At 67.0% G+C, this 20,376-nt stretch carries 27 protein-coding genes; 15 read left to right on the forward strand and 12 right to left on the reverse strand.

Going from position 1 to position 20,376, the window contains the following annotated elements:
• Nucleotides 1-46: 46 nt before the first annotated feature.
• The 8 genes from C0V75_RS01805 to C0V75_RS01840 all read right to left on the reverse strand — a co-directional run bounded on the left by C0V75_RS01805 (nucleotide 47) and on the right by C0V75_RS01840 (nucleotide 4,898).
• Nucleotides 47-712 (reverse strand): trimeric intracellular cation channel family protein, encoded by a 666-nt coding sequence (locus tag C0V75_RS01805; RefSeq protein ID WP_101919185.1) that lies wholly within the window; start codon nucleotides 710-712, stop codon nucleotides 47-49.
• A complete protein-coding gene (gene rnhA, locus C0V75_RS01810; RefSeq protein WP_101919186.1) occupies nucleotides 709-1,179 on the reverse strand; it encodes a ribonuclease HI in 471 nt (156 codons plus the stop codon). The genes C0V75_RS01805 and rnhA overlap by 4 nt, the downstream gene beginning before the upstream one ends.
• A gap of 145 nt (nucleotides 1,180-1,324) precedes the next feature.
• On the reverse strand, nucleotides 1,325-1,780 hold the full coding sequence (locus C0V75_RS01815; protein ID WP_101919187.1) for a DUF3429 domain-containing protein: 456 nt from the start codon (nucleotides 1,778-1,780) through the stop codon (nucleotides 1,325-1,327).
• A complete protein-coding gene (locus tag C0V75_RS01820) occupies nucleotides 1,777-2,226 on the reverse strand; it encodes a YdeI/OmpD-associated family protein (RefSeq protein WP_101919188.1) in 450 nt (149 codons plus the stop codon). Before C0V75_RS01820 ends, C0V75_RS01815 begins: the two co-directional genes overlap by 4 nt.
• Nucleotides 2,223-3,173 carry a 4-hydroxy-3-methylbut-2-enyl diphosphate reductase gene (gene ispH / locus C0V75_RS01825; protein WP_101919189.1) on the reverse strand — a complete coding sequence of 317 codons (951 nt, stop codon included), beginning with the start codon at nucleotides 3,171-3,173 and terminating at the stop codon, nucleotides 2,223-2,225. The genes C0V75_RS01820 and ispH overlap by 4 nt, the downstream gene beginning before the upstream one ends.
• Before the next feature lie 79 nt (nucleotides 3,174-3,252).
• Entirely contained in the window at nucleotides 3,253-3,690 is a 438-nt protein-coding gene (locus C0V75_RS01830; protein ID WP_101919190.1) for a YqaA family protein, read from the reverse strand.
• A gap of 54 nt (nucleotides 3,691-3,744) precedes the next feature.
• Nucleotides 3,745-4,326: a hypothetical protein gene (locus C0V75_RS01835; protein WP_101919191.1), complete on the reverse strand. Its 582-nt coding sequence runs from the start codon at nucleotides 4,324-4,326 to the stop codon at nucleotides 3,745-3,747.
• The gene (locus C0V75_RS01840) at nucleotides 4,323-4,898 is read right to left on the reverse strand and encodes an NYN domain-containing protein (protein ID WP_101919192.1); all 576 of its coding nucleotides are present in this window, start codon (nucleotides 4,896-4,898) and stop codon (nucleotides 4,323-4,325) included. The genes C0V75_RS01835 and C0V75_RS01840 overlap by 4 nt, the downstream gene beginning before the upstream one ends.
• 148 nt (nucleotides 4,899-5,046) lie before the next feature.
• Between C0V75_RS01840 and folK the strand changes: the two genes are divergently transcribed.
• The 12 genes from folK to recO all read left to right on the forward strand — a co-directional run bounded on the left by folK (nucleotide 5,047) and on the right by recO (nucleotide 14,389).
• Nucleotides 5,047-5,646, forward strand: coding sequence for a 2-amino-4-hydroxy-6-hydroxymethyldihydropteridine diphosphokinase (folK, locus tag C0V75_RS01845; RefSeq protein ID WP_101919193.1), 600 nt, complete (start codon nucleotides 5,047-5,049; stop codon nucleotides 5,644-5,646).
• 49 nt (nucleotides 5,647-5,695) lie between these two features.
• Nucleotides 5,696-6,049 carry a DNA-directed RNA polymerase subunit omega gene (rpoZ, locus tag C0V75_RS01850; RefSeq protein WP_101919194.1) on the forward strand — a complete coding sequence of 118 codons (354 nt, stop codon included), beginning with the start codon at nucleotides 5,696-5,698 and terminating at the stop codon, nucleotides 6,047-6,049.
• A 31-nt stretch (nucleotides 6,050-6,080) separates the two neighbouring features.
• Nucleotides 6,081-8,198 carry a bifunctional (p)ppGpp synthetase/guanosine-3',5'-bis(diphosphate) 3'-pyrophosphohydrolase gene (locus C0V75_RS01855; protein WP_101919195.1) on the forward strand — a complete coding sequence of 706 codons (2,118 nt, stop codon included), beginning with the start codon at nucleotides 6,081-6,083 and terminating at the stop codon, nucleotides 8,196-8,198.
• A 73-nt stretch (nucleotides 8,199-8,271) separates the two neighbouring features.
• Nucleotides 8,272-8,928, forward strand: a complete 657-nt coding sequence (locus C0V75_RS01860) for a DUF2062 domain-containing protein (RefSeq protein WP_254216343.1) — start codon at nucleotides 8,272-8,274, stop codon at nucleotides 8,926-8,928.
• A 41-nt stretch (nucleotides 8,929-8,969) separates the two neighbouring features.
• A complete protein-coding gene (locus tag C0V75_RS01865) occupies nucleotides 8,970-9,725 on the forward strand; it encodes a pyridoxine 5'-phosphate synthase (protein ID WP_101919197.1) in 756 nt (251 codons plus the stop codon).
• Between the two features lie 78 nt (nucleotides 9,726-9,803).
• Nucleotides 9,804-10,295: a hypothetical protein gene (locus C0V75_RS22695; protein ID WP_143710368.1), complete on the forward strand. Its 492-nt coding sequence runs from the start codon at nucleotides 9,804-9,806 to the stop codon at nucleotides 10,293-10,295.
• A gap of 9 nt (nucleotides 10,296-10,304) precedes the next feature.
• Nucleotides 10,305-10,748 (forward strand): holo-ACP synthase, encoded by a 444-nt coding sequence (gene acpS / locus C0V75_RS01870; protein ID WP_101919198.1) that lies wholly within the window; start codon nucleotides 10,305-10,307, stop codon nucleotides 10,746-10,748.
• 43 nt (nucleotides 10,749-10,791) lie between these two features.
• The gene (gene lepB, locus C0V75_RS01875; protein WP_101919199.1) at nucleotides 10,792-11,583 is read left to right on the forward strand and encodes a signal peptidase I; all 792 of its coding nucleotides are present in this window, start codon (nucleotides 10,792-10,794) and stop codon (nucleotides 11,581-11,583) included.
• Between the two features lie 13 nt (nucleotides 11,584-11,596).
• The gene (gene rnc, locus C0V75_RS01880) at nucleotides 11,597-12,301 is read left to right on the forward strand and encodes a ribonuclease III (protein ID WP_101919200.1); all 705 of its coding nucleotides are present in this window, start codon (nucleotides 11,597-11,599) and stop codon (nucleotides 12,299-12,301) included.
• A complete protein-coding gene (gene era, locus C0V75_RS01885) occupies nucleotides 12,298-13,215 on the forward strand; it encodes a GTPase Era (protein ID WP_101919201.1) in 918 nt (305 codons plus the stop codon). Before rnc ends, era begins: the two co-directional genes overlap by 4 nt.
• A gap of 78 nt (nucleotides 13,216-13,293) precedes the next feature.
• Nucleotides 13,294-13,629, forward strand: coding sequence for a DUF1491 family protein (locus C0V75_RS01890; RefSeq protein ID WP_101919202.1), 336 nt, complete (start codon nucleotides 13,294-13,296; stop codon nucleotides 13,627-13,629).
• Nucleotides 13,630-13,666: 37 nt separating this feature from the next.
• Nucleotides 13,667-14,389, forward strand: coding sequence for a DNA repair protein RecO (recO, locus tag C0V75_RS01895; RefSeq protein ID WP_101919203.1), 723 nt, complete (start codon nucleotides 13,667-13,669; stop codon nucleotides 14,387-14,389).
• On the opposite strand, the gene C0V75_RS01900 is transcribed toward recO, so the two are convergent.
• From C0V75_RS01900 to mnmD, 3 genes are read right to left on the reverse strand one after another with little or no spacing between them, the layout of a single operon-like run.
• Nucleotides 14,386-15,279 (reverse strand): DMT family transporter, encoded by an 894-nt coding sequence (locus tag C0V75_RS01900; RefSeq protein WP_101919204.1) that lies wholly within the window; start codon nucleotides 15,277-15,279, stop codon nucleotides 14,386-14,388. The two genes, recO and C0V75_RS01900, sit on opposite strands and share 4 nt — an antisense overlap.
• Entirely contained in the window at nucleotides 15,276-16,148 is an 873-nt protein-coding gene (locus C0V75_RS01905; RefSeq protein ID WP_101919205.1) for a DMT family transporter, read from the reverse strand. Before C0V75_RS01905 ends, C0V75_RS01900 begins: the two co-directional genes overlap by 4 nt.
• Nucleotides 16,145-16,837 carry a tRNA (5-methylaminomethyl-2-thiouridine)(34)-methyltransferase MnmD gene (gene mnmD / locus C0V75_RS01910; RefSeq protein WP_143710369.1) on the reverse strand — a complete coding sequence of 231 codons (693 nt, stop codon included), beginning with the start codon at nucleotides 16,835-16,837 and terminating at the stop codon, nucleotides 16,145-16,147. Before mnmD ends, C0V75_RS01905 begins: the two co-directional genes overlap by 4 nt.
• 49 nt (nucleotides 16,838-16,886) lie before the next feature.
• Between mnmD and C0V75_RS01915 the strand changes: the two genes are divergently transcribed.
• Nucleotides 16,887-17,942, forward strand: coding sequence for an FAD-binding oxidoreductase (locus tag C0V75_RS01915; protein WP_101919207.1), 1,056 nt, complete (start codon nucleotides 16,887-16,889; stop codon nucleotides 17,940-17,942).
• Here C0V75_RS01915 and C0V75_RS01920 read toward each other — a convergent pair.
• Nucleotides 17,924-18,274 (reverse strand): hypothetical protein, encoded by a 351-nt coding sequence (locus C0V75_RS01920; protein WP_101919208.1) that lies wholly within the window; start codon nucleotides 18,272-18,274, stop codon nucleotides 17,924-17,926. The genes C0V75_RS01915 and C0V75_RS01920 overlap by 19 nt on opposite strands.
• 198 nt (nucleotides 18,275-18,472) lie before the next feature.
• On the opposite strand from C0V75_RS01920, the gene C0V75_RS01925 reads away from it, so the two are divergent.
• Nucleotides 18,473-19,423 carry a threonine-phosphate decarboxylase gene (locus C0V75_RS01925; protein WP_101919209.1) on the forward strand — a complete coding sequence of 317 codons (951 nt, stop codon included), beginning with the start codon at nucleotides 18,473-18,475 and terminating at the stop codon, nucleotides 19,421-19,423.
• A complete protein-coding gene (gene cbiB / locus C0V75_RS01930; RefSeq protein ID WP_101919210.1) occupies nucleotides 19,420-20,328 on the forward strand; it encodes an adenosylcobinamide-phosphate synthase CbiB in 909 nt (302 codons plus the stop codon). Before C0V75_RS01925 ends, cbiB begins: the two co-directional genes overlap by 4 nt.
• Nucleotides 20,329-20,376 lie beyond the last annotated feature (48 nt).

Below are 20,376 nucleotides of genomic sequence, written 5' to 3' on the forward strand. Positions count from 1 at the left end.
GTCATTCGCTCATCAGCCTGCGCCCGTCCCGCCCGACGATCAAGCCCTAACGCTTCGGCGATCCCGGCTTCGGCGGCCGCGCCCGATAGACCGGCAGCCGCCAGCCAAAGCCAAGGCTCCCGGCCCGCAGCACGAAGGTCACCACCGCACAGGCCATCAGCGCCTGCCACCCTTCCGCCCCCGCCAACCCCAGCAGCACCGCCACCCCCGCCCCGCAGAAGGCGCAGGTCACGTAAAGCTCGCCCTGCTTCAACACCAGCGGCACCTCGTTGCAGACCACATCGCGCATCAACCCGCCCATGCAGCCCGTCACCATCCCCATGACCAGCACCACGGGCCAGCCCAGGCCCTCGGCAAAGGCCACCCCTACACCCGCGGGCACCGCCACGGCCAGCGCGCAGGCATCCAGCCATTCGATGGCCCGATAGCGGCTTTCCAGAAGATGCGCCCCGAAGAACACCAGCACCGCCGCCCCCGCCGCCACCGCCAGCAATGCAGGATCCCCGATCCAGACGGGTGGCCGCCCAAGGATGACGTCGCGCAGCGTCCCGCCCCCCACCGCCGTCAGGCAGGCGATGAAGATGAACCCCACCACATCCAGTTGCGACCGGCTCGCCACCAGCGCCCCCGTCAGCGCGAAGATGGCGACCGACGCATAATCCAGCATCGGCAATATCGCCGCGGCCGATGCTTCCAACCCCGGCGCGATCATGCGTCCCTTGCCTTCGCCGGCTTGAACGGCGCCATCCCGGCACGGGCGAGGGCATCGGCCCGCTCGTTCTCCTCATGCCCCGCATGGCCCTTGATCCAGCGCCACTGCACCTTGTGCCGCGCCTGCGCCTGATCCAGCCTCTGCCACAGCTCGGCATTCTTCACCGGATCCTTCCCCGCCGTGCGCCAGCCGTTGCGCTTCCAGCCATGGATCCATTCCGTCACGCCGTTCTTCACATAGGCGCTGTCCGTGACCACCGTGATCTCCGACGGCTTCGCCAACGTCTCCAGCGCCGAAATCGCCGCCAGCAACTCCATCCGGTTATTCGTGGTCAGCGCCTCGCCCCCCGAAAGCTCGCGCTCCCGCAGGACCGCACCGCCCTCGCGCGCGATAAGCAACACGCCCCATCCCCCCGGCCCCGGATTGCCCGAACAGGCCCCATCGGTATAGGCGAAAAGCTCAGGCATCGGCGGCTCCTTTTCACCCCGTTTATGCAGCGCGGCCAAGACCGTCAACGCAACGCCCTGCTTCATCTTGGCAAAAATACTCTCAGGGGGTGAGGAGCGAAGCGACGAGGGGGCGGAACGCCCCCTGCAACGCCGGCCACAAGGATCACCCCATCAGGATCGGCACCGCCACGCAGGCCAGAACCACCACCGTCAGCAGCACCCGCAGCCGCATCCACCACGCAGGCGTCAGCCCCTGCACGGAAAAGAAATAGTCCAGCATCAACAGCCCCGCGAACCCCGCGAACAGGTTCACCGCCGCAGCGCCCGGCGCGCCGTTCACCATGAAGAAGGCCCACAGCGCCGGGATCACCGACAGCCCGTAACCCACAGCCGCAACCCGCCCCTCGGCTTTGGTCGCAAAGCCCCACAGCACGCCCGACATGAAGGACAGGATCACCACCCCATAGGTCAGGATCACATAGGTCTCTCGGAACATGGGCGTCAGCCATGGCCCGACCCATTCCCTGCTCGGCGGGTAGACCACATTCGCCGCCCCCCAGAGGAACGGGATCAGCCCGGCAAGGCCAAGGATCAGGGCAGAACGGGGGATCGCTGTCATCTCAGGCTCTGGATCATCGCATCAATGCGCTTCGCGCGCGTGGGCGCCGTCTTCGCGGTGCCGATCTGATATAGCATCCCGCGCCGCTTGCCAGCCGTCAGCCCGTCCCAGACCGCCGTCATCTCCGCCGCCCGCAGCGCCGACGCCACATCCTCGGGCGTGTCCACCTGGTCATCCGGCGCGGGCCGCAGCCGCACCTCCAGGGGCTCTCCCGGCACGATCCCCGTGCGGTCCAGCAGCGACGCGCCCGCCCAGACGAACACCCCCTCCACCACCGGCGCGCGCGACAGGGCAAGGTTCACCCAATGCTCGTTGATCTCACCTTCTACCCGCTTCGCCGCGCCCAGCGCCGCCACCGCCTCGTCAGGCAGCCGCAGGATCGTATAGGTGGCCTTGCCCCAGTCCAACGGCTCCACCACGCCCTCGAAGGAAACCCAATCGCTCACGCGGGTTCCCGCAGGATGCGCGGCACCTTGAACTCCACATTCTCCACCGCCGTCTCGACCATCTCGACCGTGGTCGCAAACCGCGCGCGGAAGGCGTCGATCACCTCATTCACCAGAACCTCCGGTGCACTCGCCCCCGCCGTGATGCCCACCGACCGGATACCTTCCAGCGCCCGCCAGTCGATATCCACCGCCCGCTGGATGAGTTGGGCATAAGGACAGCCCGCATTGGCCCCCACCTCCACCAGCCGCTTGGAATTCGAAGAATTTGGCGCCCCGATCACCAGCAGCGCGTCGATCTTCCCCGCCATGGCCTTCACCGCCATCTGGCGGTTCGTCGTCGCATAGCAGATGTCATCATGCGCCGGCGCCAGGATCGCCGGGAACCGCGCCTTCAGTGCCGCCGCGATATCGGCGGTATCATCCACCGAAAGTGTCGTCTGCGTGATGAAGGCCAGCTTGCCGGGATCGCGCACGCTCAGCGTCGCCACATCCGCCACCGTCTCGACCAGCAGCACCTCACCCTCCGGCAATTGCCCCATGGTCCCCACCGTTTCCGGATGGCCCGCATGGCCGATCATGATCATCTGCAACCCGTTCTCGTGATGCCGCGCCGCCTCGTTATGCACCTTGGTCACCAGCGGGCAGGTCGCATCCACTGCGATCATCTCGCGCCGCGCCGCCTCGGCGGGCACCGCCTTGGGCACGCCATGGGCGGAAAACACCACGGGCCGGTCCAGCGGACACTCATCCAGTTCCTCGACAAACACCGCCCCCTTGGCGCGCAGCCCGTCCACCACGAACTTGTTATGCACGATCTCGTGGCGCACATAGACCGGCGCACCCCATTTCTCGATCGCCATCTCCACGATCTTGATCGCCCGGTCCACACCGGCGCAGAACCCGCGCGGCGCGGCAAGATACAGGGTCAGGGGGGGCAGGGTCATCGCGCTTCCTTTCGGGCCGTCACGGCAGAAATAGGCCGAAACCCCGGCCCGGTAAACCGCCAACCGCCATCCCGCCGCCTCACCCGATCACCCCCAGCAGGATAAGGCCCAGCACCAGATAGCGCCCCGTCTTCGCCACCGTCACCAGCGCCGCGAACAGCCAGACCGGCGTCTTCAACACCCCCGCCACCACTGTCAGCACATCCCCCAGCGGCAGCCAGGACAAAAGCAGCGACCACACCCCCCAGCGCCGGAACCACTCTTCCGCCCGCGCCATCGCCGCCTCCGGAATCCGGAACCGCGGCGGCGGCGTCAACCCCGCCAGTCCCCGCCCGATCGCATAATTGACGCAAGACCCCAGAACATTCCCCACCGAGGCCACCGCCAGGATGAGCCAGAACCGCGCAGGTTCCGCGACGACCATGCCGCCGAAGATGATCTCGGATTGAAACGGAACCGGGGTCGCCGCCACGAAGGCGGCCAGAAACAGGCCAAGCAGGGCGGAACCGAAAATCATCCCGCGCAGATGGCCCCGCCCGCGCCGCGCCGCAAGGGCCGCCCGGGCGCAAGCTCAGTCAATCTTCGCCTGCCACTCGGCGGCAAAAGCTGATTTGGCAGCCGGGTTCAGGAAGGCCCGCGTCGGAATGATCATCACATCCTTGCCCGTGGACAGGAAGACATGCCCCTCGGTCTCGCGCACCTCGCGCAGCGACAGCGCGCCAAAGGCCAGCGGCTCCTTCCGGTCGTCGCGATGTTCCACCAGCCGGTCGCCCCAGATTTCCAGCCTTGCGCCGGTCCGCCGATCCGCCCGCCGCTGGGCGCGCCCGCGCAGGTCGCGCCGCTGCAAGAACACCACCAGCAGGAAAGGCAGCGCCATCAGCACCGCCGCCATCGGCGCCGAATGCAGGATGGCAAGGTCCGTCATCACGCCGCTCAACATCTGCAACAGGCCGAGACCGGCGAAGAAGGCCGCGAAAAGCGCCACCTTGTCCCGCTTGCGATGCTCGGGCGATGCGCGCTCCCAGACCAGCGCGTCGTCATAATCCTGCGTATAGTGGATCACCCGGTCGGGCTTGCCGCCCGTCCGCTCGCCGACGGCGACGGGGGCCTCTGCTTCCCCCGCCCCGCCTTCCATGGCCGCGACCCCGGTCACTTGACGTCGACGACGGCCTCTTCACGATCCGCCATCCGCGGCTCGCGCGGCGGACGGCCGATCACTTCGCGCAACTCGTCCAGTTCGATGAAATTGTCCGCCTGCCGCCGCAGTTCATCGGCAATCATCGGCGGCTGGCTGCGGATCGTGGACACGACCGACACCCGCACCCCCTGCCGCTGCAGGCTTTCCACCAGCGGGCGAAAATCCCCGTCGCCCGAGAACAGCACGATATGATCCACGCGCGGCGCAAGTTCCATGGCATCGACCGTCAGTTCGATATCCATGTTCCCCTTGACCTTCCGCCGCCCCTGGCTGTCGGTGTATTCCTTGGCCGGTTTCGTCACCATGGTGAAGCCGTTGTAATGCAGCCAGTCCACCAGAGGACGGATCGGGGAATAATCGTCATTCTCCAGAAGCGCCGTATAGTAGAAGGCCCGCAACAGCTTTCCCCGGCGCATGAACTCCTGCCGCAGAAGCTTGTAGTCGATATCGAACCCCAGCGCCTTCGCGGCTGCGTAGAGATTCGAGCCGTCGATGAACAGCGCAAGCCGTTCGTCCTTGTAAAACATTATAAGTTCCCCTCAAAAAACTGTTCCCCGGACGCATGTCATGAGTGGTCTACATCAAAGTAGGGAAACACCCGGTGAACAAGCCAAGGTTACCCGGAAAAGATGAATCCATTCAAGTTCGGCTATACGAAAGGGTACCAGACGTATCATGGCTGACGAAATGCTGCTGATCGCCCTCGGCGCGAACCTGCCGTTCGACGGCATGCCGCCCGATCAAACCCTGATTCTCGCGTTTCAGGCGCTCCGGCAGGCCGGTCTTTCTCTGCTTCATGTCAGCCCCATATATGCGACGCCCTGCTTTCCGGCAGGGGCCGGTCCCGATTATGTGAACGCCGCCGCCGCCGCCCCTATTCCCGAAGGATGGGATGCCCCCCGCACCCTCGCTTTGCTGCACGCCATCGAAACCCGTTTCGCCCGCAGCCGCGAAACCCGCTGGGGGATGCGGACGCTCGACCTCGACCTCCTCGCCTTCGGCCAGACCATCGCCCCCGACCGGCCCGGCTGGCAGGCCTGGCACGACCTCCCCCCTGCCCGCCAGCGGACCGAGGCACCCGACCGCCTCATCCTGCCCCATCCCCGCCTTCAGGACCGCGCCTTCGTCCTCGTTCCCCTGCACGATGTGGCCCCGCTCTGGGCGCATCCCGTCACCGGCCTCACGGTCCGCGAGATGCTCGCCGCCCTGCCCGCCGCCGACCGTGCCGAAGTCCGCCCGCATTCCCCCGATTCAACGCTTGTCAAGCCCGGATGATGCGACTAGATAGGCCACTCCATGCCCCCCATCCGAACTGGAGTCGCTCATGGCCCGCGTGACGGTCGAAGATTGCGTTGACAAGGTGCCGAACCGCTTCGAACTGGTGATGCTCGCCGCGCATCGCGCCCGCGAAATCGCCGCCGGTTCCCCGATCACGATCGACCGCGACAACGACAAGAACCCCGTCGTCGCCCTGCGCGAGATTGCCGAGGAAACCCAGTCGGCCGAGGTTCTGCGCGAACGCATGATCGAATCGCACCAGACCCAGATCGAGGTGGACGAACCCGAAGAAGACCAGATGGCGCTTCTCATGTCGGGCGAGATCGACCGTCCCATGCAGGACGACATGTCCGAGGAAAAGCTGCTGCGCGCATTGATGGAAGCGCAGGGCGACAACTGATCCGGCCTCAGGCCGGGCCTGCGGGGCGGTGATGATCGACGTCGAAGACCTCATCGCCCTCGTCCGGAACTACAACCCGCGCACCAATGCCGACCTGATCCGCAAGGCCTATGCCTACGGAAAACAGATGCATGACGGTCAGTTCCGCAAGTCCGGCGAACCCTATTTCACCCATCCCGTCGCCGTCGCCGCCATCCTCACCGAACAGCGGCTGGATGATGCCACGATCATCACCGCCCTCCTCCACGACACGATCGAGGACACGCGCTCCACCTATTCCGACATCACCCAGATGTTCGGCACCGAAGTGGCCGAACTCGTCGATGGCGTGACGAAACTCACCAACCTTCAGCTTTCCTCGGCCCAGTCCCAGCAAGCGGAAAACTTCCGCAAGCTTTTCATGGCCATGTCGAAAGACCTGCGCGTCATCCTCGTGAAACTGGCCGACCGCCTGCACAACATGCGGACGATCAAGTCGATGAAGCCGGAAAAGCAGGCCCAGAAGGCCCGCGAGACGATGGAGATCTTCGCCCCCCTCGCCGGCCGCATGGGGATGCAATGGATGCGCGAGGAACTCGAAGACCTCGCCTTCCGCGTCCTCAACCCCGAGGCGCGCAATTCCATCATCCGCCGCTTCATCACGCTGCAACGCGAGGCGGGCGATGTCGTCCACAAGATCACCGCCGACATCCGCAACGAACTCGAAAAGGTCCAGATCGAGGCCGATGTCTATGGCCGCGCCAAGAAACCCTATTCCATCTGGCGCAAGATGCAGGAAAAGGATCTCGCCTTCTCCCGCCTCTCCGATATCTACGGCTTCCGCGTCATCTGCGGCTCGGTCGCCGACTGCTACCGCATCCTCGGCGTGATCCACCAACGCTGGCGCGCCGTGCCGGGCCGGTTCAAGGATTACATCAGCCAGCCCAAATCGAACGGCTACCGCTCCATCCACACCACCGTCTCGGGCCGCGACGGCAAGCGGGTGGAAGTCCAGATCCGCACCCGCGAGATGCACGAAGTGGCCGAGGCCGGCGTCGCCGCGCATTGGTCCTACCGCGAAGGCGTCCGCGCCCAGAACCCCTTCGCCGTCGATCCGGCGAAATGGATCGCCTCCCTCACCGAACGCTTCGATGCCGAGGATCACGACGAATTCCTCGAACATGTGAAGATGGAGATGTATTCCGATCAGGTCTTCTGCTTCACGCCCAAGGGCGACGTGGTGCAGTTGCCGCGCGGGGCCACGCCCCTCGACTACGCCTATGCCATCCACACCCGCATCGGCAATTCCTGCGTCTCGGCCAAGGTGGACGGCATCCGCGTCCCCCTCTGGACCCGCCTCAAGAACGGCCAGAGCGTCGAGATCATCACCGCCGAAGGCCAGCGCCCGCAGGCAAGCTGGATCGACATCGTCACCACCGGCCGCGCCAAGGCCGCCATCCGCAAGAGCTTGCGCGAAGAAGACCGCGGCCGCTTCGTCAAGCTTGGCCAGGAACTCGCCCGCGCCGCCTTCGACCATGTCGGAAAGAAGGCCACCGACAAGGCGCTCCGCACCGCGGCCAAGATGCTCGGCCTCTCCGACGAAACCGATCTCCTCGCCCGCCTCGGCTCCGCCGAAATCACCGCCCGCCGGGTGATCGAAACCCTCTACCCCGAACTGGCCCGCGCCCAGGATGACGAGGTGGATGCCTCCCGCCCCGTCGTCGGCCTGTCCGATGACCAGTCCTTCCGCCGCGCCCCCTGCTGCCAGCCCGTCCCCGGCGAACGCATCGTCGGCATCACCTATCGCGGGCAGGGCGTGGTGGTCCATGCCATCGACTGCCCCGCGCTGGAGGAATTCGAGGAACAGCCCGGCCGCTGGGTCGATCTGCACTGGCATTCCGGCCGTCACGCCGCCGTCCACACCGTCAGCCTCGAAATCACCATTTCCAACGATGCCGGTGTGCTTGGCCGCATCTGCACCTTGATCGGCGAACAGAAGGCCAATATCTCCGACCTGAGGTTTACAGACCGCAAGCCGGACTATTATCGACTCATTGTCGATGTGGACCTTCGCGATGTCGAACATCTGCACATGGTCATGACCGCGCTGGAGGCCGAGACCGATGTCGCCCAGATTTCACGTCACCGCGATATGACGCGAAAGCCCTGACCGGGCCCATTGGGAGAGAGACTTGGTTTTCAAGCGGCGCAATCCTCGCACCCTCTGGGGATGGACCCGCGAGATGGTCTATCCCCAAGGCGGTTTCAAACGCGCCACCCAATACGTCCTGCACCGGATGCGCCGCCTGCCCGACAGCCCGCACCGCATCGCGCGCGGGGTCTTCGCCGGATCGCTCGTGGGCTTCCTGCCCCTGCCGGGGATGCAGTTCATCGCCGCCTGGCTGGCATCGCGGGCGGTGAAGGGCAACCTGCTGGCCGCCCTGCTGGCCACCTTCAACACCAATCCGATCACCACACCCTTCTTCGCCGTCCTCGCCATGACGCTGGGCCACTGGATGCTGGGCATCCAGAAACCGCTCTCGCCGGAATATATCGGCCAGGCCTTCGCCAATGCCGGCACCGACCTGTGGTTCAACGTGACCGCGCTCTTCGGCCCCGAAACTGCCCGCTGGGACGGCCTGGCCCAGTTCTGGCACGAAATCTACCTGCCCTATTTCCTCGGCGCGCTCGGCCCCGGGCTGGTGTTGTCGCTGCTCTTCTACTGGCTCACCATTCCGCTCGTCCGGGCCTATCAGAAGGCGCGCGACGCCCGCTCCGCCGAACGCAGCGAACGCCGCCGCAAACTGCGCGAGGCCCTCGCCGCCGCCAAGGCCAAGCTGACGCATCGCGGTGATCCGCCTCAGGGCGCGGGGGATGACGACGCACCCGGTCCGACCTAATCTTTCACCGACTCGCACATGATCAAGGAAAGGCCAAGGCCATGAAACCCCTCGGGCGCCTCCGTCTCGGCGTGAACATCGACCACGTGGCCACCGTCCGCAACGCCCGCGGCTCCACCTGGCCCGAACCGCTCCGCGCCGCCCTGCTGGCCGAGGCGGCGGGTGCCGACGGCATCACCGCCCATCTGCGCGAAGACCGCCGCCACATCCGCGACGCCGATATCGAGGCGCTGGTCGCCGGCCTCTCCATCCCGCTCAATTTCGAATGCGCGGCCACCGCCGAAATGCAGGCCATCGCGCTCCGCCACAAGCCCCATGCCATCTGCCTCGTCCCCGAAAAGCGCGAGGAACGCACCACCGAAGGCGGGCTCGATGTGGCGGGCGACATCGACCGCCTCACCGATTACATCGCCCCCCTGCGCGAGGCGGGCGCCCGCGTCTCCATGTTCATCGGCCACGATCCCCGCCAGATCGAAGCCTCCGCCAAGATCGGCGCGGCGGTGATCGAACTGCATACCGGCCATTATTCCGAACTCCTCGCCGACGGTCAGGACGACGCAGCCGCCGAAGAACTCGAAGGCCTCCGCCGGGGGGCAAAGCTCGCCCATGCGCTGGGGCTCGAGGTGCATGCCGGCCACGGGCTTACCTATGACAACGTGGCCCCCATCGCCGCCATGCCCGAGGTGATGGAACTCAACATTGGCCATTTCCTGATCGGCGAGTCGATCTTCCGCGGCCTCGGCCCCGCGATCGAGGAAATGCGCCGCCGCATGGACGCGGCGCGCGAGGTGCAGTGATGGGAGTGCATACAGGTGAAAGTTGCGCCGCCCGTTTAGGGGGGTGCAACTTTGCCTAACGAGATTTCGCGGATCAGTGTGGACGATGCGGAACTGACGGAAGCCATCGCAAGAGCCGGTCTGGGCAATGCCCCGATCGGTCACCTCATCCGTCTGCATGCGCCCGATCGCTGGGTGCGATTCCATTTTTTCGAGTCTAAGCGTGACCCCGAAACGCCTGCAGAGGACTCAGCCGTTTTCTCCAAATTCGCCACATTGGGCGACAGGCTCTTTGCCGACGGTCAGCCAGTGAAGGTCTGTGTCTGGTCCGTCTGGACGGATGATGAAGGTCGCGACTGCTACCGATGCCTCTCCAGAAACGCACTGTGGTCACCGCTCCCGTGGCGCGAACGTCTTCTGGACATGGCTCATTTTGGAATGAACAGCTTCACGCTTCTGTCCATGGACGCGAGATCGGCTCTTTCTTGCTACGATGGTGGCTTCGACGTTTTCCTGCGTGACCGTGCAGAGCGGGATCTCTTCCGCGCACAGTTTTCCGAGTGGTTATCTCCGCGCGAAGATGGATTGTAAGGTGACCCCATGATCCTCGGCATCGGCACCGATCTCGCCAATATCGAACGGATCGAGGCGACGATCGCGCGCTTCGGTGACCGCTTCAAGGACCGCGTCTTCACCGAACGCGAACAGCGCAAGGCCGAAGGCCGCCCCCGCGCCATCGCCGCCACCTATGCCAAGCGCTGGGCGGCGAAAGAGGCCTGTTCCAAGGCGCTCGGCACCGGCCTGCGCATGGGCATCTCCTGGAAGGACATGGCGGTGACCAATCTCCGCTCCGGCCAGCCCGTGATGCATGTCACCGGCTGGGCCGCCGAACGCCTGCGCGACATGACCCCCGCCGGTCACGAGGCGGTGATCCATGTCACCCTGACCGACGATCACCCCTGGGCGCAGGCCTTCGTCGTGATCGAGGCCCGCCCCCTCCGCGCGCCCGCAGAACTTGACTCCCCCGCGCCCAGCGCGCAATGAACCGCGATCCGCACGGGCGGGCAGAGGACACAGAGAAAAAATCATGGCATCCAGCAAGGCCAAGAACGACAGCGGCATTGTCGAAACGATCAAGACCGTCCTCTGGGCGCTGATCATCGCGGGCGTCTTCCGCACGCTGTTCTTTCAACCCTTCTGGATTCCCTCCGGCTCGATGAAGGACACGCTGCTGATCGGCGACTTCCTCTTCGTCAACAAGATGGCCTATGGCTATTCCCGCTATTCCTGCCCCTTCTCGGCCTGCCCGATCTCGGGCCGCCTCTTCGGCGGTGAACCCGAACGCGGCGATGTGGTCGTGTTCCGCCACCCGGTCAATGGCACCGACTTCATCAAGCGCCTCATCGGCCTGCCCGGCGACACGGTGCAGATGCGCGAAGGCATCCTCTACCTGAACGGCGAGATGGTCCCGCAGACCCCGGCAGGCACCTTCGAAGAGATCTACGAAAAGCAGGGCCCCATGGGCCAGCTTCCCCGCTGCGAGAACGGCCCCGTGGGCGAAGGCGGCATCTGCACCTCCTCGCGCTTCACCGAAACCCTGCCGGGCGGACGCCAGCACAACGTCCTGAACATCGACAGCAACGGCTTTGCCGACAACACCGATGTCTTCACCGTGCCCGAAGGCCATTTCTTCTTCATGGGCGACAACCGCGACAATTCGCAGGACAGCCGCTTCGGTCAGGCCGTCGGCGGCGTGGGCTTCGTCCCCGCCGAAAACCTGATCGGTCGCGCCGACCGGATCATCTTCTCCTCCGCCGGCCGCTCCATGCTCTTCTTCTGGACATGGCGCGCCGACCGCTTCTTCAAGGCCGTCGAATGATCGGGGCGGCGGCGTGAGCGGCCAGCGCGTCAAGCTGGCGGCAGACCTTGCCGCCTTCGCCACCCGCATCGGGCACGACTTCCGCCGACCGGAGCTTCTGGCCCGCGCCGTCACCCACGCCTCCCTCTCCTCGCCCACACGGCCCTCGAACGAAAGGCTGGAATTCCTCGGCGACCGCGTCCTCGGCCTTTCCATCGCCACCGCTCTCTTCCAGCAGGATGGCAGCGCCGCCGAAGGCCAGCTTGCCCCCCGCTTCAACGCCCTGGTCCGCCAGGAAACCTGCGCCGAGATCGCCCGCGAAGTGGGCCTCGGCGACGTCCTGAAACTCGGCCGCTCCGAAATGCTCTCCGGGGGGCGGCGGAAAGAGGCGCTTCTGGGCGACGCGCTCGAGGCCGTCATCGCCGCCATCTACCTCGACGCAGGTTTCGAGGCCGCACGCGACACGGTCCTCCGCCTCTGGGGCGACCGCATCGCCCAGGCCGCCCGCGCCGATACCCGCGACGCCAAATCCACCCTTCAGGAATGGGCCCAGGCCCGCGGCCTGCCACCGCCCACCTATGCCGAAACCGCCCGCAGCGGCCCCGATCACCAACCCGTCTTCACCGTCGAGGCCCGCCTCGCCACCGGCGAAACGGCCAGCGGCACCGCCACCGGCAAACGCGCCGCCGAACAATCCGCCGCCCGCGCCCTTCTGGCGCGACTGGAGCAACAGGAATGACCGATACCCCCACCCGCGCCGGCTTCGTCGCCCTGATCGGCGAACCCAATGCCGGGAAATCCACCCTGCTGAACCGGATGGTCGGGGCCAAGGTCTCCATCGTCACCCACAAGGTGCAGACCACCCGCGCCCGCATCCGCGGCGTCTGCATGGAAGGCCAGTCGCAGATCGTCTTCGTCGATACGCCGGGTCTCTTCCGCCCCCGCCGCAGGCTTGACCGCGCGATGGTCGCCGCCGCCTGGGGCGGGGCTGCGGATGCCGATATCATCGTCCTTCTGGTCGAGGCGCATCGCGGCCTCACCGAAGGCGTGCAGGCCATCATCGACAACCTCAAGGACAAGATCCCCGCCACCGCCACCGTCGCGCTGGCCGTGAACAAGATCGACAAGGTCAAGGCCGAAACCCTCCTCGCCCTCACCGCCAGGCTCAACGACGCCTTCCCCTTCGCCAAGACCTTCCTCATCAGCGCCGAACGCGGCTATGGCGTCGATGACCTGCGCGAATGGCTGGCCGCCGAAATCCCCGCAGGCCCCTGGTTCTATCCCGAAGACCAGATCGCCGACCTGCCCATGCGCATGATCGCGGCCGAAATGACGCGCGAGAAACTCACCCTGCGCCTGCATGAGGAACTGCCCTACCAGCTCACCGTGGAAACCGAGAAATGGGAGGATCGCCCCGACGGCTCCACCCGCATCGACCAGGTGGTCTATGTCGCCCGCGACGGCCACAAGGGCATCGTGCTGGGCGCCAAGGGCGAAACCATCAAGGCCATCGGCCAGCAGGCAAGGGCCGAGATCGCCACCTTCCTCGACCGCCCCGTCCACCTCTTCCTGACCGTGAAGGTCCGCCCCAACTGGCTGGAAGAGGCCGAGCGTTATTCGGAAATGGGGCTGGATTTCAAGGACGGCGACTGACGCGTCCCGCCGCACCCCCGGGAGGGCTGTCTGCCCTCCCGGACCCACCCGAGAGTATTTTCGCCAAGATGAAGGGGCATCCCGTTGCGCCTGACGACCGACCTCTGGGTATCCGCCTATCTGACGCGTCTGCGGCTGGCCGATATTCCGGTCTATGTGACGGCGAAGGGCGACGCGACCGCAGGCGCGGTGATCGTGAAATGCGCCACGCTGGATGGTCAGGCCAAGGCCGTGCAGCGCAGCTATGACCTGATGACCGGCGCCCGCGTCTGGGTCACCCTGGCCGAAGGGCCGGAGGCCGAGGTGGACGCCACCCTTTCCCGCCAGCGCGACCGCGACCCCGATCTCTGGGTGATCGAGGTGGAAGACCGGCAGGGTCGCACCCTTCTCGATCAGCCGGGGCTTGCCGACTGACTTGCCCTTCCCCTGAACCCCGCCGATAGTCACCCGCATGGAATGGCGGGACGAAGGCGCGCTCCTGTCGGTCAGACCCCACGGCGAAAGCGCGGCGATCATCGAGGTCTTCACCGAAGAACATGGCCGCCATGCCGGGGTCGTGCGCGGTGGCGCGTCCCGGCGCATCGCCCCCCTCCTGCAACCCGGCGCGCAGGTGCAGGTCACATGGCGCGCGCGGCTGGACGATCACCTCGGCATCTTCACCGTCGAACCCCTGCGCGCCCGCGCGGCGCTCCTCTCCGATCCGCTGGCACTGGCGGGACTGAACGCCGTCTGCGCCATGCTCCGCGTGGCGCTGGCCGAACGCGAACCCCATCCGGTGCTGCACGCCGCGACCATGCCCCTGCTCGACGCGCTGGATGCCGGGACAGACTGGCCCCCCGCCTATCTGCGCTGGGAACTCCTGCTGCTCGAAGAGATCGGCTTCGGCCTCGACCTCGCCACCTGCGCCGTCACCGGATCGCGCGACGATCTCATCTATGTCTCGCCCAAGTCAGGCCGCGCCGTCAGCCGCCAAGGCGCGGGCGACTGGGCCAGCCGCCTTCTGCCCCTGCCGCAGGTGCTGCTCGGCCAGGGCCCCGCCTCCGCCCGCGAGATTGCCGAGGCGCTTGCCCTCACCGGTCACTTCCTGAACCGCGAACTCGGCCCCATGCTGAACGGCCGCCCCCTGCCCGAGGCGCGGGCCCGGCTGATCGACCGCCTCGCCCGCCGCGCCTAGCCCTGCGCCTGCTGCGCCTTCACCCGCTGCCGCCACAGGGTAAAGACCCCCGCCGCCACCACCAGCCCCGCGCCGATGGCGACATTGGTCCGCAAATCCTCGCCGAACAGGAACAGCCCGATCCCCGACGCCCAGACCAGTTGCAGATAGGCAAAGGGCTGGATGGCCGAGGCTTCGGCCACCGCAAAGGCCTTGATCAGCAGCCAATGCCCCAGGCAGGCCGTGCAGCACAAGGTCAGCATCCAGCCCCAATCCGCCGCCGTCATCGGCTCCCAGAACCACATGCCGACCAGCGTCATCGCCACGGCCCCCACCATCCCCGTCCAGAAGAAGGACACCGCCGCACTGTCCCCCCGCGCCACATAGCGCGTCAGCAGCCCGTAGATGGCAAACAGGAAGGCCGACAACAGCGGCACCAGCGCCCAGGGCGAAAACACCGCATAGCCCGGTTGCAGGATGATCAGCACGCCGACAAAGCCGATCAGGATCGCCGTCCAGCGCCTCCAACCCACCTTCTCTCCGAGCAAAGGCCCCGACAGCGCCGCGATCAGCAGCGGATAGCAGGTGAATACCGCATGGCTCTCCACCAGCCCCAGCTTCACGAAGGCCACGACCATCACGCAGACCTCGGTCACCAGCAACAGGCCCCGCGCCACCTGCAACCAGGGGAATTGCGTCCGCACCGCCGCCCGGATGCCGCCCCGATCCCGCGCCGCCAGCAGCATCACGAAGGCGGCAAAGAACCAGAAGCGGATCATCACCACCATATAGACGTTATACGCCTCGGCCAGATGGCGCGAGATGCCGTCCTGCACCGAAAAGACGACCGTCGTCGCCACCATCAGCCAGATACCCAGCCGCGTGTCCTGTGCCGTCGCCTGCCCGCTCATGCCGCGCCTGTCCTGCCCCGTTCCTGCAACAGCGAATACAGCCCCGCCGCCACGACCACCACCGTCCCCAGCGCCACCGCCGGGGCCAGCACCTCGCCATAGACGACGATCCCGATGATCGTGACAAAGACGATCTGCAAATAGGCATAGGGCTGCACCACATTCGCCTCCGCCATCTCATAGCACTTGGTCAGCAGCCAGTGCGACAGGATGGCCAGCGCGCAATAGAACCCGAGGAAGACCAGATCGACCCCCGCCACCGGCTCCCAGTTCGGCAGGCCCAGCAGCGTCATGAACCCCGCCCCGATGATCCCCGCCCAGAAGAACCCCGGAAAGACCGGCTCATCCCGCGCCGTCCCCCGCGTCAGGATGGAATAGAGCGCAAACATCAAGGCCGAGGCAAAGGGCAGCAGCGCCGGCCAGGAAAACACCCCCGATGTCGGCCGCAGGATGATCAGCACCCCCACCATCCCCGCCCCGATCGCCGCCCAGCGTTGCCAGCCGACCTTTTCCCCCAAGAGCGGCCCCGACAGCGCCGCGATCAGCAGCGGGCAGATGGCAAAAACCGCATGGCTCTCGATCAGCCCGATCAGCGTATAGCCCCAGACGATCAGGCACACTTCCGCCACCAGCAGCGTGGCGCGCAAGCCATGGGTGAAGGGCCGCTTCGTCATCACCGCCGCGCGAAACCCTTCTGGCCGCCGCATCGCAAGGAACAGCACAAAGCCCGCAAAGACCCAGTACCGCACCATCACGATCATCAGCGTGTTGTATTCCCCCGCCAGATGGCGCGAGAATCCGTCCTGCGCGGCAAAGGCCGCGACGGCGGCGATCATCAGCCAGATGCCCGCCCTGCGGTTGCGGCTCATGCCTGCCGCTCCGCCAGATGCCCCGCCGTCATGTGCCGCTTCCTTCCATGCCCCGGCCGCCGTTCGACCGCAAACCCCGCCGCCGCCAGCGCCCGCCGCACATGCCCCGCCGCCGTATAGGTGGCGAAAGTGCCGCCCGGCGCGCTATGCGCCGCCACCGCCGCCATCAGGTCCTCAGACCACAGTTCCGGGTTCTTCGCGGGCGAAAACCCGTCCAGAAACCACGCATCCGCGACGCCACCCCAGACAGGCAGCCTTTCCCGCGCATCGCCGAGGATGACCTCTGCCCGCAACCCCGGCAGGTCGATCACCCGCGCGCCCGCCGCCCACTGCTCCAGCAAAGGCCCCGCCACCGCCGCCGCCTCGGGAAAGGCCGCCAGCGCCCGCGCCATCTCCTCCGCCGTCAGGGGATAGGCCTCAAAGGAGGTGAACCGCACCACCCCCGGCGCGCCCACCCCCTGCCAGGCCATCCACAGCGCCAGCAGGTTCAACCCGGTGCCAAAGCCAAGCTCCGCCACATGGAACCCGTCGCGCAGCCGCCCCGGCAAGCCGTTCCCGTCCAGAAACACGTGCCGCGTCTCGGCCAGCCCATCGGCCAAGGAAAAATAGGGGTCATCAAAGCGGCGCGACACGGGCACGATCCCCTCGCGCCAGTCCAAGCCACCCTCGCCCTGTTCCCCGCCGCCCATATGCCCTAAATCCGGAAATCGCGGCGGACCATGGGCAAGGGCGCGGGGAATGGCAAGGGTCGATCTGACGGTGATGGGGGGCGGCATCTTCGGCCTCGCCTGCGCTTGGGAAGCCACCCGTCGCGGCGCCCGCGTCCGGCTGATCGAACGCGAAAGGATCGGTGCGGGGTCATCAGGCGGCCTCGTCGGCGCCCTCGCCCCGCATGTGCCGGAAAACTGGAACGACAAGAAGCAATTTCAGCTTGAAAGCCTCCTCATGGCCCCCGCCTGGTGGGCCGAAGTGGCGGCCACCGGCGGCACCGATCCCGGCTACCTGCAATCAGGCCGCCTGCAACCCATCCCGGATGACCGCGCCCTGCAAAACGCCCGCGCCCGCATCGCCGAGGCTGAAACTCTCTGGCAAGGCCGCGCCGAATGGCGCGTCGTCCCCGCCACCGGCGCGGCATGGGAACCGCACAGCCCCACGGGCTTCCTCATCCACGACACGCTCACCGCCCGCCTGCATCCCCGCCGCGCCGCCGCCGCCCTGACCGCCGCCCTCCGCGCCAAGGGAGCCGAGGTCATCATAGGCTCGGCAGAACCCGAAGGCCCCACCCTCTGGGCTACGGGCTACTCAGGCCTCCTCGCCCTCAACGAAGCCCTCGCCCAACCCGTCGGCGCGGGCGTGAAAGGTCAGGCCCTTCTCCTCGCCCATGACGCCCGCGACCTGCCCCAGCTTTTCGCCGACCAACTCCACATCGTCCCCCATGCCGACGGCACCACCGCCATCGGCTCTACCTCCGAAAACGACTGGCAGGACCCGCACCAGACCGACGCGCAGCTTGACACCATCCTCGCCCGCGCCCGCGCCGCCCTGCCGATCCTGACCGACGCGCAAGTCCTCGACCGCTGGGCAGGCATCCGACCCCGCGCCCGCTCCCGCGCGCCCATGCTGGGGCCCTGGCCCGGCAGACCGGGCCATTACATCGCCAATGGCGGCTTCAAGATCGGCTTCGGCATGGCCCCCAAGGTCGCCACCACGATGGCCGACCTCATCCTCAACGGGCAGGACAGCATCCCCCCCGGCTTCCGCGTCGAAGCCAGCCTTCAGGCGCGCGGCAGGTAACCCACGGGCGCATTCTCGTCGCGCCAATAGTCCAGCGCCGGACGATCCAGTACGGCGGTGGACCGCTTGAATTCGCAGACCAGTTCCCCGTTCTCCTCGACCGAGGCGATGATCAGGCATTGGAAGATGTGGTTGGCCCCGTCATAGACATCGACCAGCCCGCGCAGATGCGGCGTCAGCGCGGCATCCAGCGCAAAGCCCTCATCCCAGAACCGCAGCACCGGAAAGACCGCCCCGCCCACCTGCACCCGCAGACGCGACTTGCGCTTCAGGTCGCGCTTGCGCGCGGCCTCAAGGCCCTCACGGATCTCCTTCGACAGGAATTCCAGCATCGGTCCATCCTCCCCGTGACTAAGTCTGCGGCGCAACCCGGCCAAATCAAGGAAACGGAAAGACATGACCGTGATGTTAACGAAGCGTGGCGCAAAAGCCGCATTCCCGTCTTTCCCCCCGCAAAGCGCCCCGAATGCCGCATCCGCCGACGCGAAACCCCGATGGACAGCCGCCACGCAATCCTGTCTCTCCCCCGCATGAACAGACCTGACCCCCGAATCGCGGAACCGGATCACGGCGGTGGCATAGATGCCGCCTGCGCCCGCTGGGGCGGCAGCCGTGCCGATTGGCTCGACCTCTCCACCGGCATCAATCCGCGCCCCTACCCGATCCCCGCGCTTCCCGCCGATGCATGGACCGCCCTGCCCGACCGTGCAGCCTTCGCCGCGCTGGAACAGGCCGCTCGCCGCTTCTGGCACATCCCCGACAGCGCGGCCCTGATCGCCGCCCCCGGTGCTTCCGCCCTCATCGCCCGCATCCCGGCGCTTCTGCCGCCCGCCCGCGTGGCCATCCCGGCCCCCACCTATAACGAGCATGCCCGCGCCTTCCGCGCCTGCGGCTGGACCGTGACCGATGACGCAACCGAGGCGCGGGTCATCGTCCACCCCAACAACCCCGACGGCCGCCTCCACCCCGCCCCCGCCACCCCCTTCGCGGTGATCGACGAAAGCTTCTGCGACGTCACCCCCGACGCCACCCATATCGGCGAAGCCACCCGCCCCGGCACCCTGATCCTGAAAAGCTTTGGCAAGTTCTGGGGCCTCGCCGGCGCCCGCCTTGGCTTTGCCATCGGCGAACCGGCGCTGATCGACCGCCTCAAGCCGATGATCGGCCCCTGGGCCGTCCCCGGCCCCACCCTCGCCATCGCCACCACCGCGCTGAACGATCCCGCATGGGCCGAGGCCACCCGCAGCCGCCTCACCGCCGACGCGCAGCGCCTCGACACCCTCCTCGCCGCCGCCGGCGCCACGCCCCTCGGCGGCACCACCCTCTTCCGCCTCTACGACACGCCCGATGCCGCCGCCTGGCAAGACCGCCTCGCCCGTCACCGCATCCTTTCCCGCATCTTCCCCTATTCCACCCGCTGGCTGCGCCTCGGCCTGCCCGATGGCGCAGGCTGGTCCCGGCTGGAGCATGCCCTGACATGAGCGCGACCCTCCTCATCCCCGCCCTCCTCCTCGACGCCGCCTTGGGCGAACCGAAATGGCTCTGGGACCGCTTCCCCCACCCTGCCGTCCTGATGGGCCGCGCCATCGGCTGGATGGACAGCCGCTTCAACAACGGCACACAAAAGCGCCTGAAGGGCACCGCCACCATGGCTGCCCTCGGCGCGGCCGCCCTCACCCTCGGCTGGCTCATCCACGAAATCCCCGATTTCGGTCTCCTCGAAATCATCGCCGCCGCCATCCTCCTCGCCCAGAAATCGCTGGTCCAGCATGTGCAGGCCGTGGCCGATGCCCTGCGCCTCTCCACCGAAGGCGGCCGCCGGGCCGTCGCCATGATCGTCGGCCGCGACACCGCCACCCTCGACGATCCCGCCATCTCCCGCGCCGCCATCGAAAGCGCCGCCGAAAACCTGTCCGACGGCGTCATCGCCCCCGCCTTCTGGTTCCTTGTCGCAGGCCTGCCGGGCCTCATGCTCTACAAGATCACCAACACCGCCGACAGCATGATCGGCCACCGCACCCCAAGGCATGAGGAATTCGGCTGGGCCGCCGCCCGCCTTGACGATCTCCTCAACCTCATCCCCGCGCGCCTCACCGCCCTCCTCCTCGCCCTCACCCATGGCTGGACGGACCCGCGCCCGATCCTGCGCGACGCGCCCCTCCACCGCTCGCCCAATGCCGGCTGGCCCGAGGCGGCGATGGCCGTCATCCTGAACACCGCCCTCTCCGGCCCCCGCGCCTATCACGGCGAGATGCGCGATTACCCCTGGGTCTGGCCCGAGGGCCGCCGCGACCCCGGCCCCGACCAGATCGACGCCGCCGTTTCCGCCCTCTGGCGCGCCTGGGGCGCGATGCTCGCCCTCACCGCCCTCATCGCGCTCTTCTGATCGCCGCACCGTTGCGCAGGCAGGCCCACCCCCCTACCCTGACCGGGT

This window comes from Tabrizicola sp. TH137, assembly GCF_002855575.1.
Taxonomy (GTDB): Bacteria; Pseudomonadota; Alphaproteobacteria; order Rhodobacterales; family Rhodobacteraceae; genus Paragemmobacter.

Excerpts from the sequence above, each read along its gene's own strand:
- C0V75_RS01865 (WP_101919197.1), top strand. The coding sequence starts at position 8,970 with ATGAAACCCCTCGGGCGCCTCCGTCTCGGCGTGAACATCGACCACGTG.
- lepB (WP_101919199.1), top strand. The coding sequence starts at position 10,792 with ATGGCATCCAGCAAGGCCAAGAACGACAGCGGCATTGTCGAAACGATC.
- C0V75_RS01805 (WP_101919185.1), bottom strand. The coding sequence starts at position 712 with ATGATCGCGCCGGGGTTGGAAGCATCGGCCGCGGCGATATTGCCGATG.
- acpS (WP_101919198.1), top strand. The coding sequence starts at position 10,305 with ATGATCCTCGGCATCGGCACCGATCTCGCCAATATCGAACGGATCGAG.
- cbiB (WP_101919210.1), top strand. The coding sequence starts at position 19,420 with ATGAGCGCGACCCTCCTCATCCCCGCCCTCCTCCTCGACGCCGCCTTG.
- recO (WP_101919203.1), top strand. The coding sequence starts at position 13,667 with ATGGAATGGCGGGACGAAGGCGCGCTCCTGTCGGTCAGACCCCACGGC.
- C0V75_RS01860 (WP_254216343.1), top strand. The coding sequence starts at position 8,272 with ATGGTCTATCCCCAAGGCGGTTTCAAACGCGCCACCCAATACGTCCTG.
- rnhA (WP_101919186.1), bottom strand. The coding sequence starts at position 1,179 with ATGCCTGAGCTTTTCGCCTATACCGATGGGGCCTGTTCGGGCAATCCG.
- C0V75_RS01900 (WP_101919204.1), bottom strand. The coding sequence starts at position 15,279 with ATGAGCGGGCAGGCGACGGCACAGGACACGCGGCTGGGTATCTGGCTG.
- mnmD (WP_143710369.1), bottom strand. The coding sequence starts at position 16,837 with ATGGGCGGCGGGGAACAGGGCGAGGGTGGCTTGGACTGGCGCGAGGGG.
- C0V75_RS01815 (WP_101919187.1), bottom strand. The coding sequence starts at position 1,780 with ATGACAGCGATCCCCCGTTCTGCCCTGATCCTTGGCCTTGCCGGGCTG.
- ispH (WP_101919189.1), bottom strand. The coding sequence starts at position 3,173 with ATGACCCTGCCCCCCCTGACCCTGTATCTTGCCGCGCCGCGCGGGTTC.
- C0V75_RS01905 (WP_101919205.1), bottom strand. The coding sequence starts at position 16,148 with ATGAGCCGCAACCGCAGGGCGGGCATCTGGCTGATGATCGCCGCCGTC.
- C0V75_RS01915 (WP_101919207.1), top strand. The coding sequence starts at position 16,887 with ATGGCAAGGGTCGATCTGACGGTGATGGGGGGCGGCATCTTCGGCCTC.
- C0V75_RS01920 (WP_101919208.1), bottom strand. The coding sequence starts at position 18,274 with ATGCTGGAATTCCTGTCGAAGGAGATCCGTGAGGGCCTTGAGGCCGCG.
- C0V75_RS01925 (WP_101919209.1), top strand. The coding sequence starts at position 18,473 with ATGAACAGACCTGACCCCCGAATCGCGGAACCGGATCACGGCGGTGGC.
- folK (WP_101919193.1), top strand. The coding sequence starts at position 5,047 with ATGGCTGACGAAATGCTGCTGATCGCCCTCGGCGCGAACCTGCCGTTC.
- C0V75_RS01830 (WP_101919190.1), bottom strand. The coding sequence starts at position 3,690 with ATGATTTTCGGTTCCGCCCTGCTTGGCCTGTTTCTGGCCGCCTTCGTG.
- era (WP_101919201.1), top strand. The coding sequence starts at position 12,298 with ATGACCGATACCCCCACCCGCGCCGGCTTCGTCGCCCTGATCGGCGAA.
- C0V75_RS01855 (WP_101919195.1), top strand. The coding sequence starts at position 6,081 with ATGATCGACGTCGAAGACCTCATCGCCCTCGTCCGGAACTACAACCCG.
- rpoZ (WP_101919194.1), top strand. The coding sequence starts at position 5,696 with ATGGCCCGCGTGACGGTCGAAGATTGCGTTGACAAGGTGCCGAACCGC.
- C0V75_RS01840 (WP_101919192.1), bottom strand. The coding sequence starts at position 4,898 with ATGTTTTACAAGGACGAACGGCTTGCGCTGTTCATCGACGGCTCGAAT.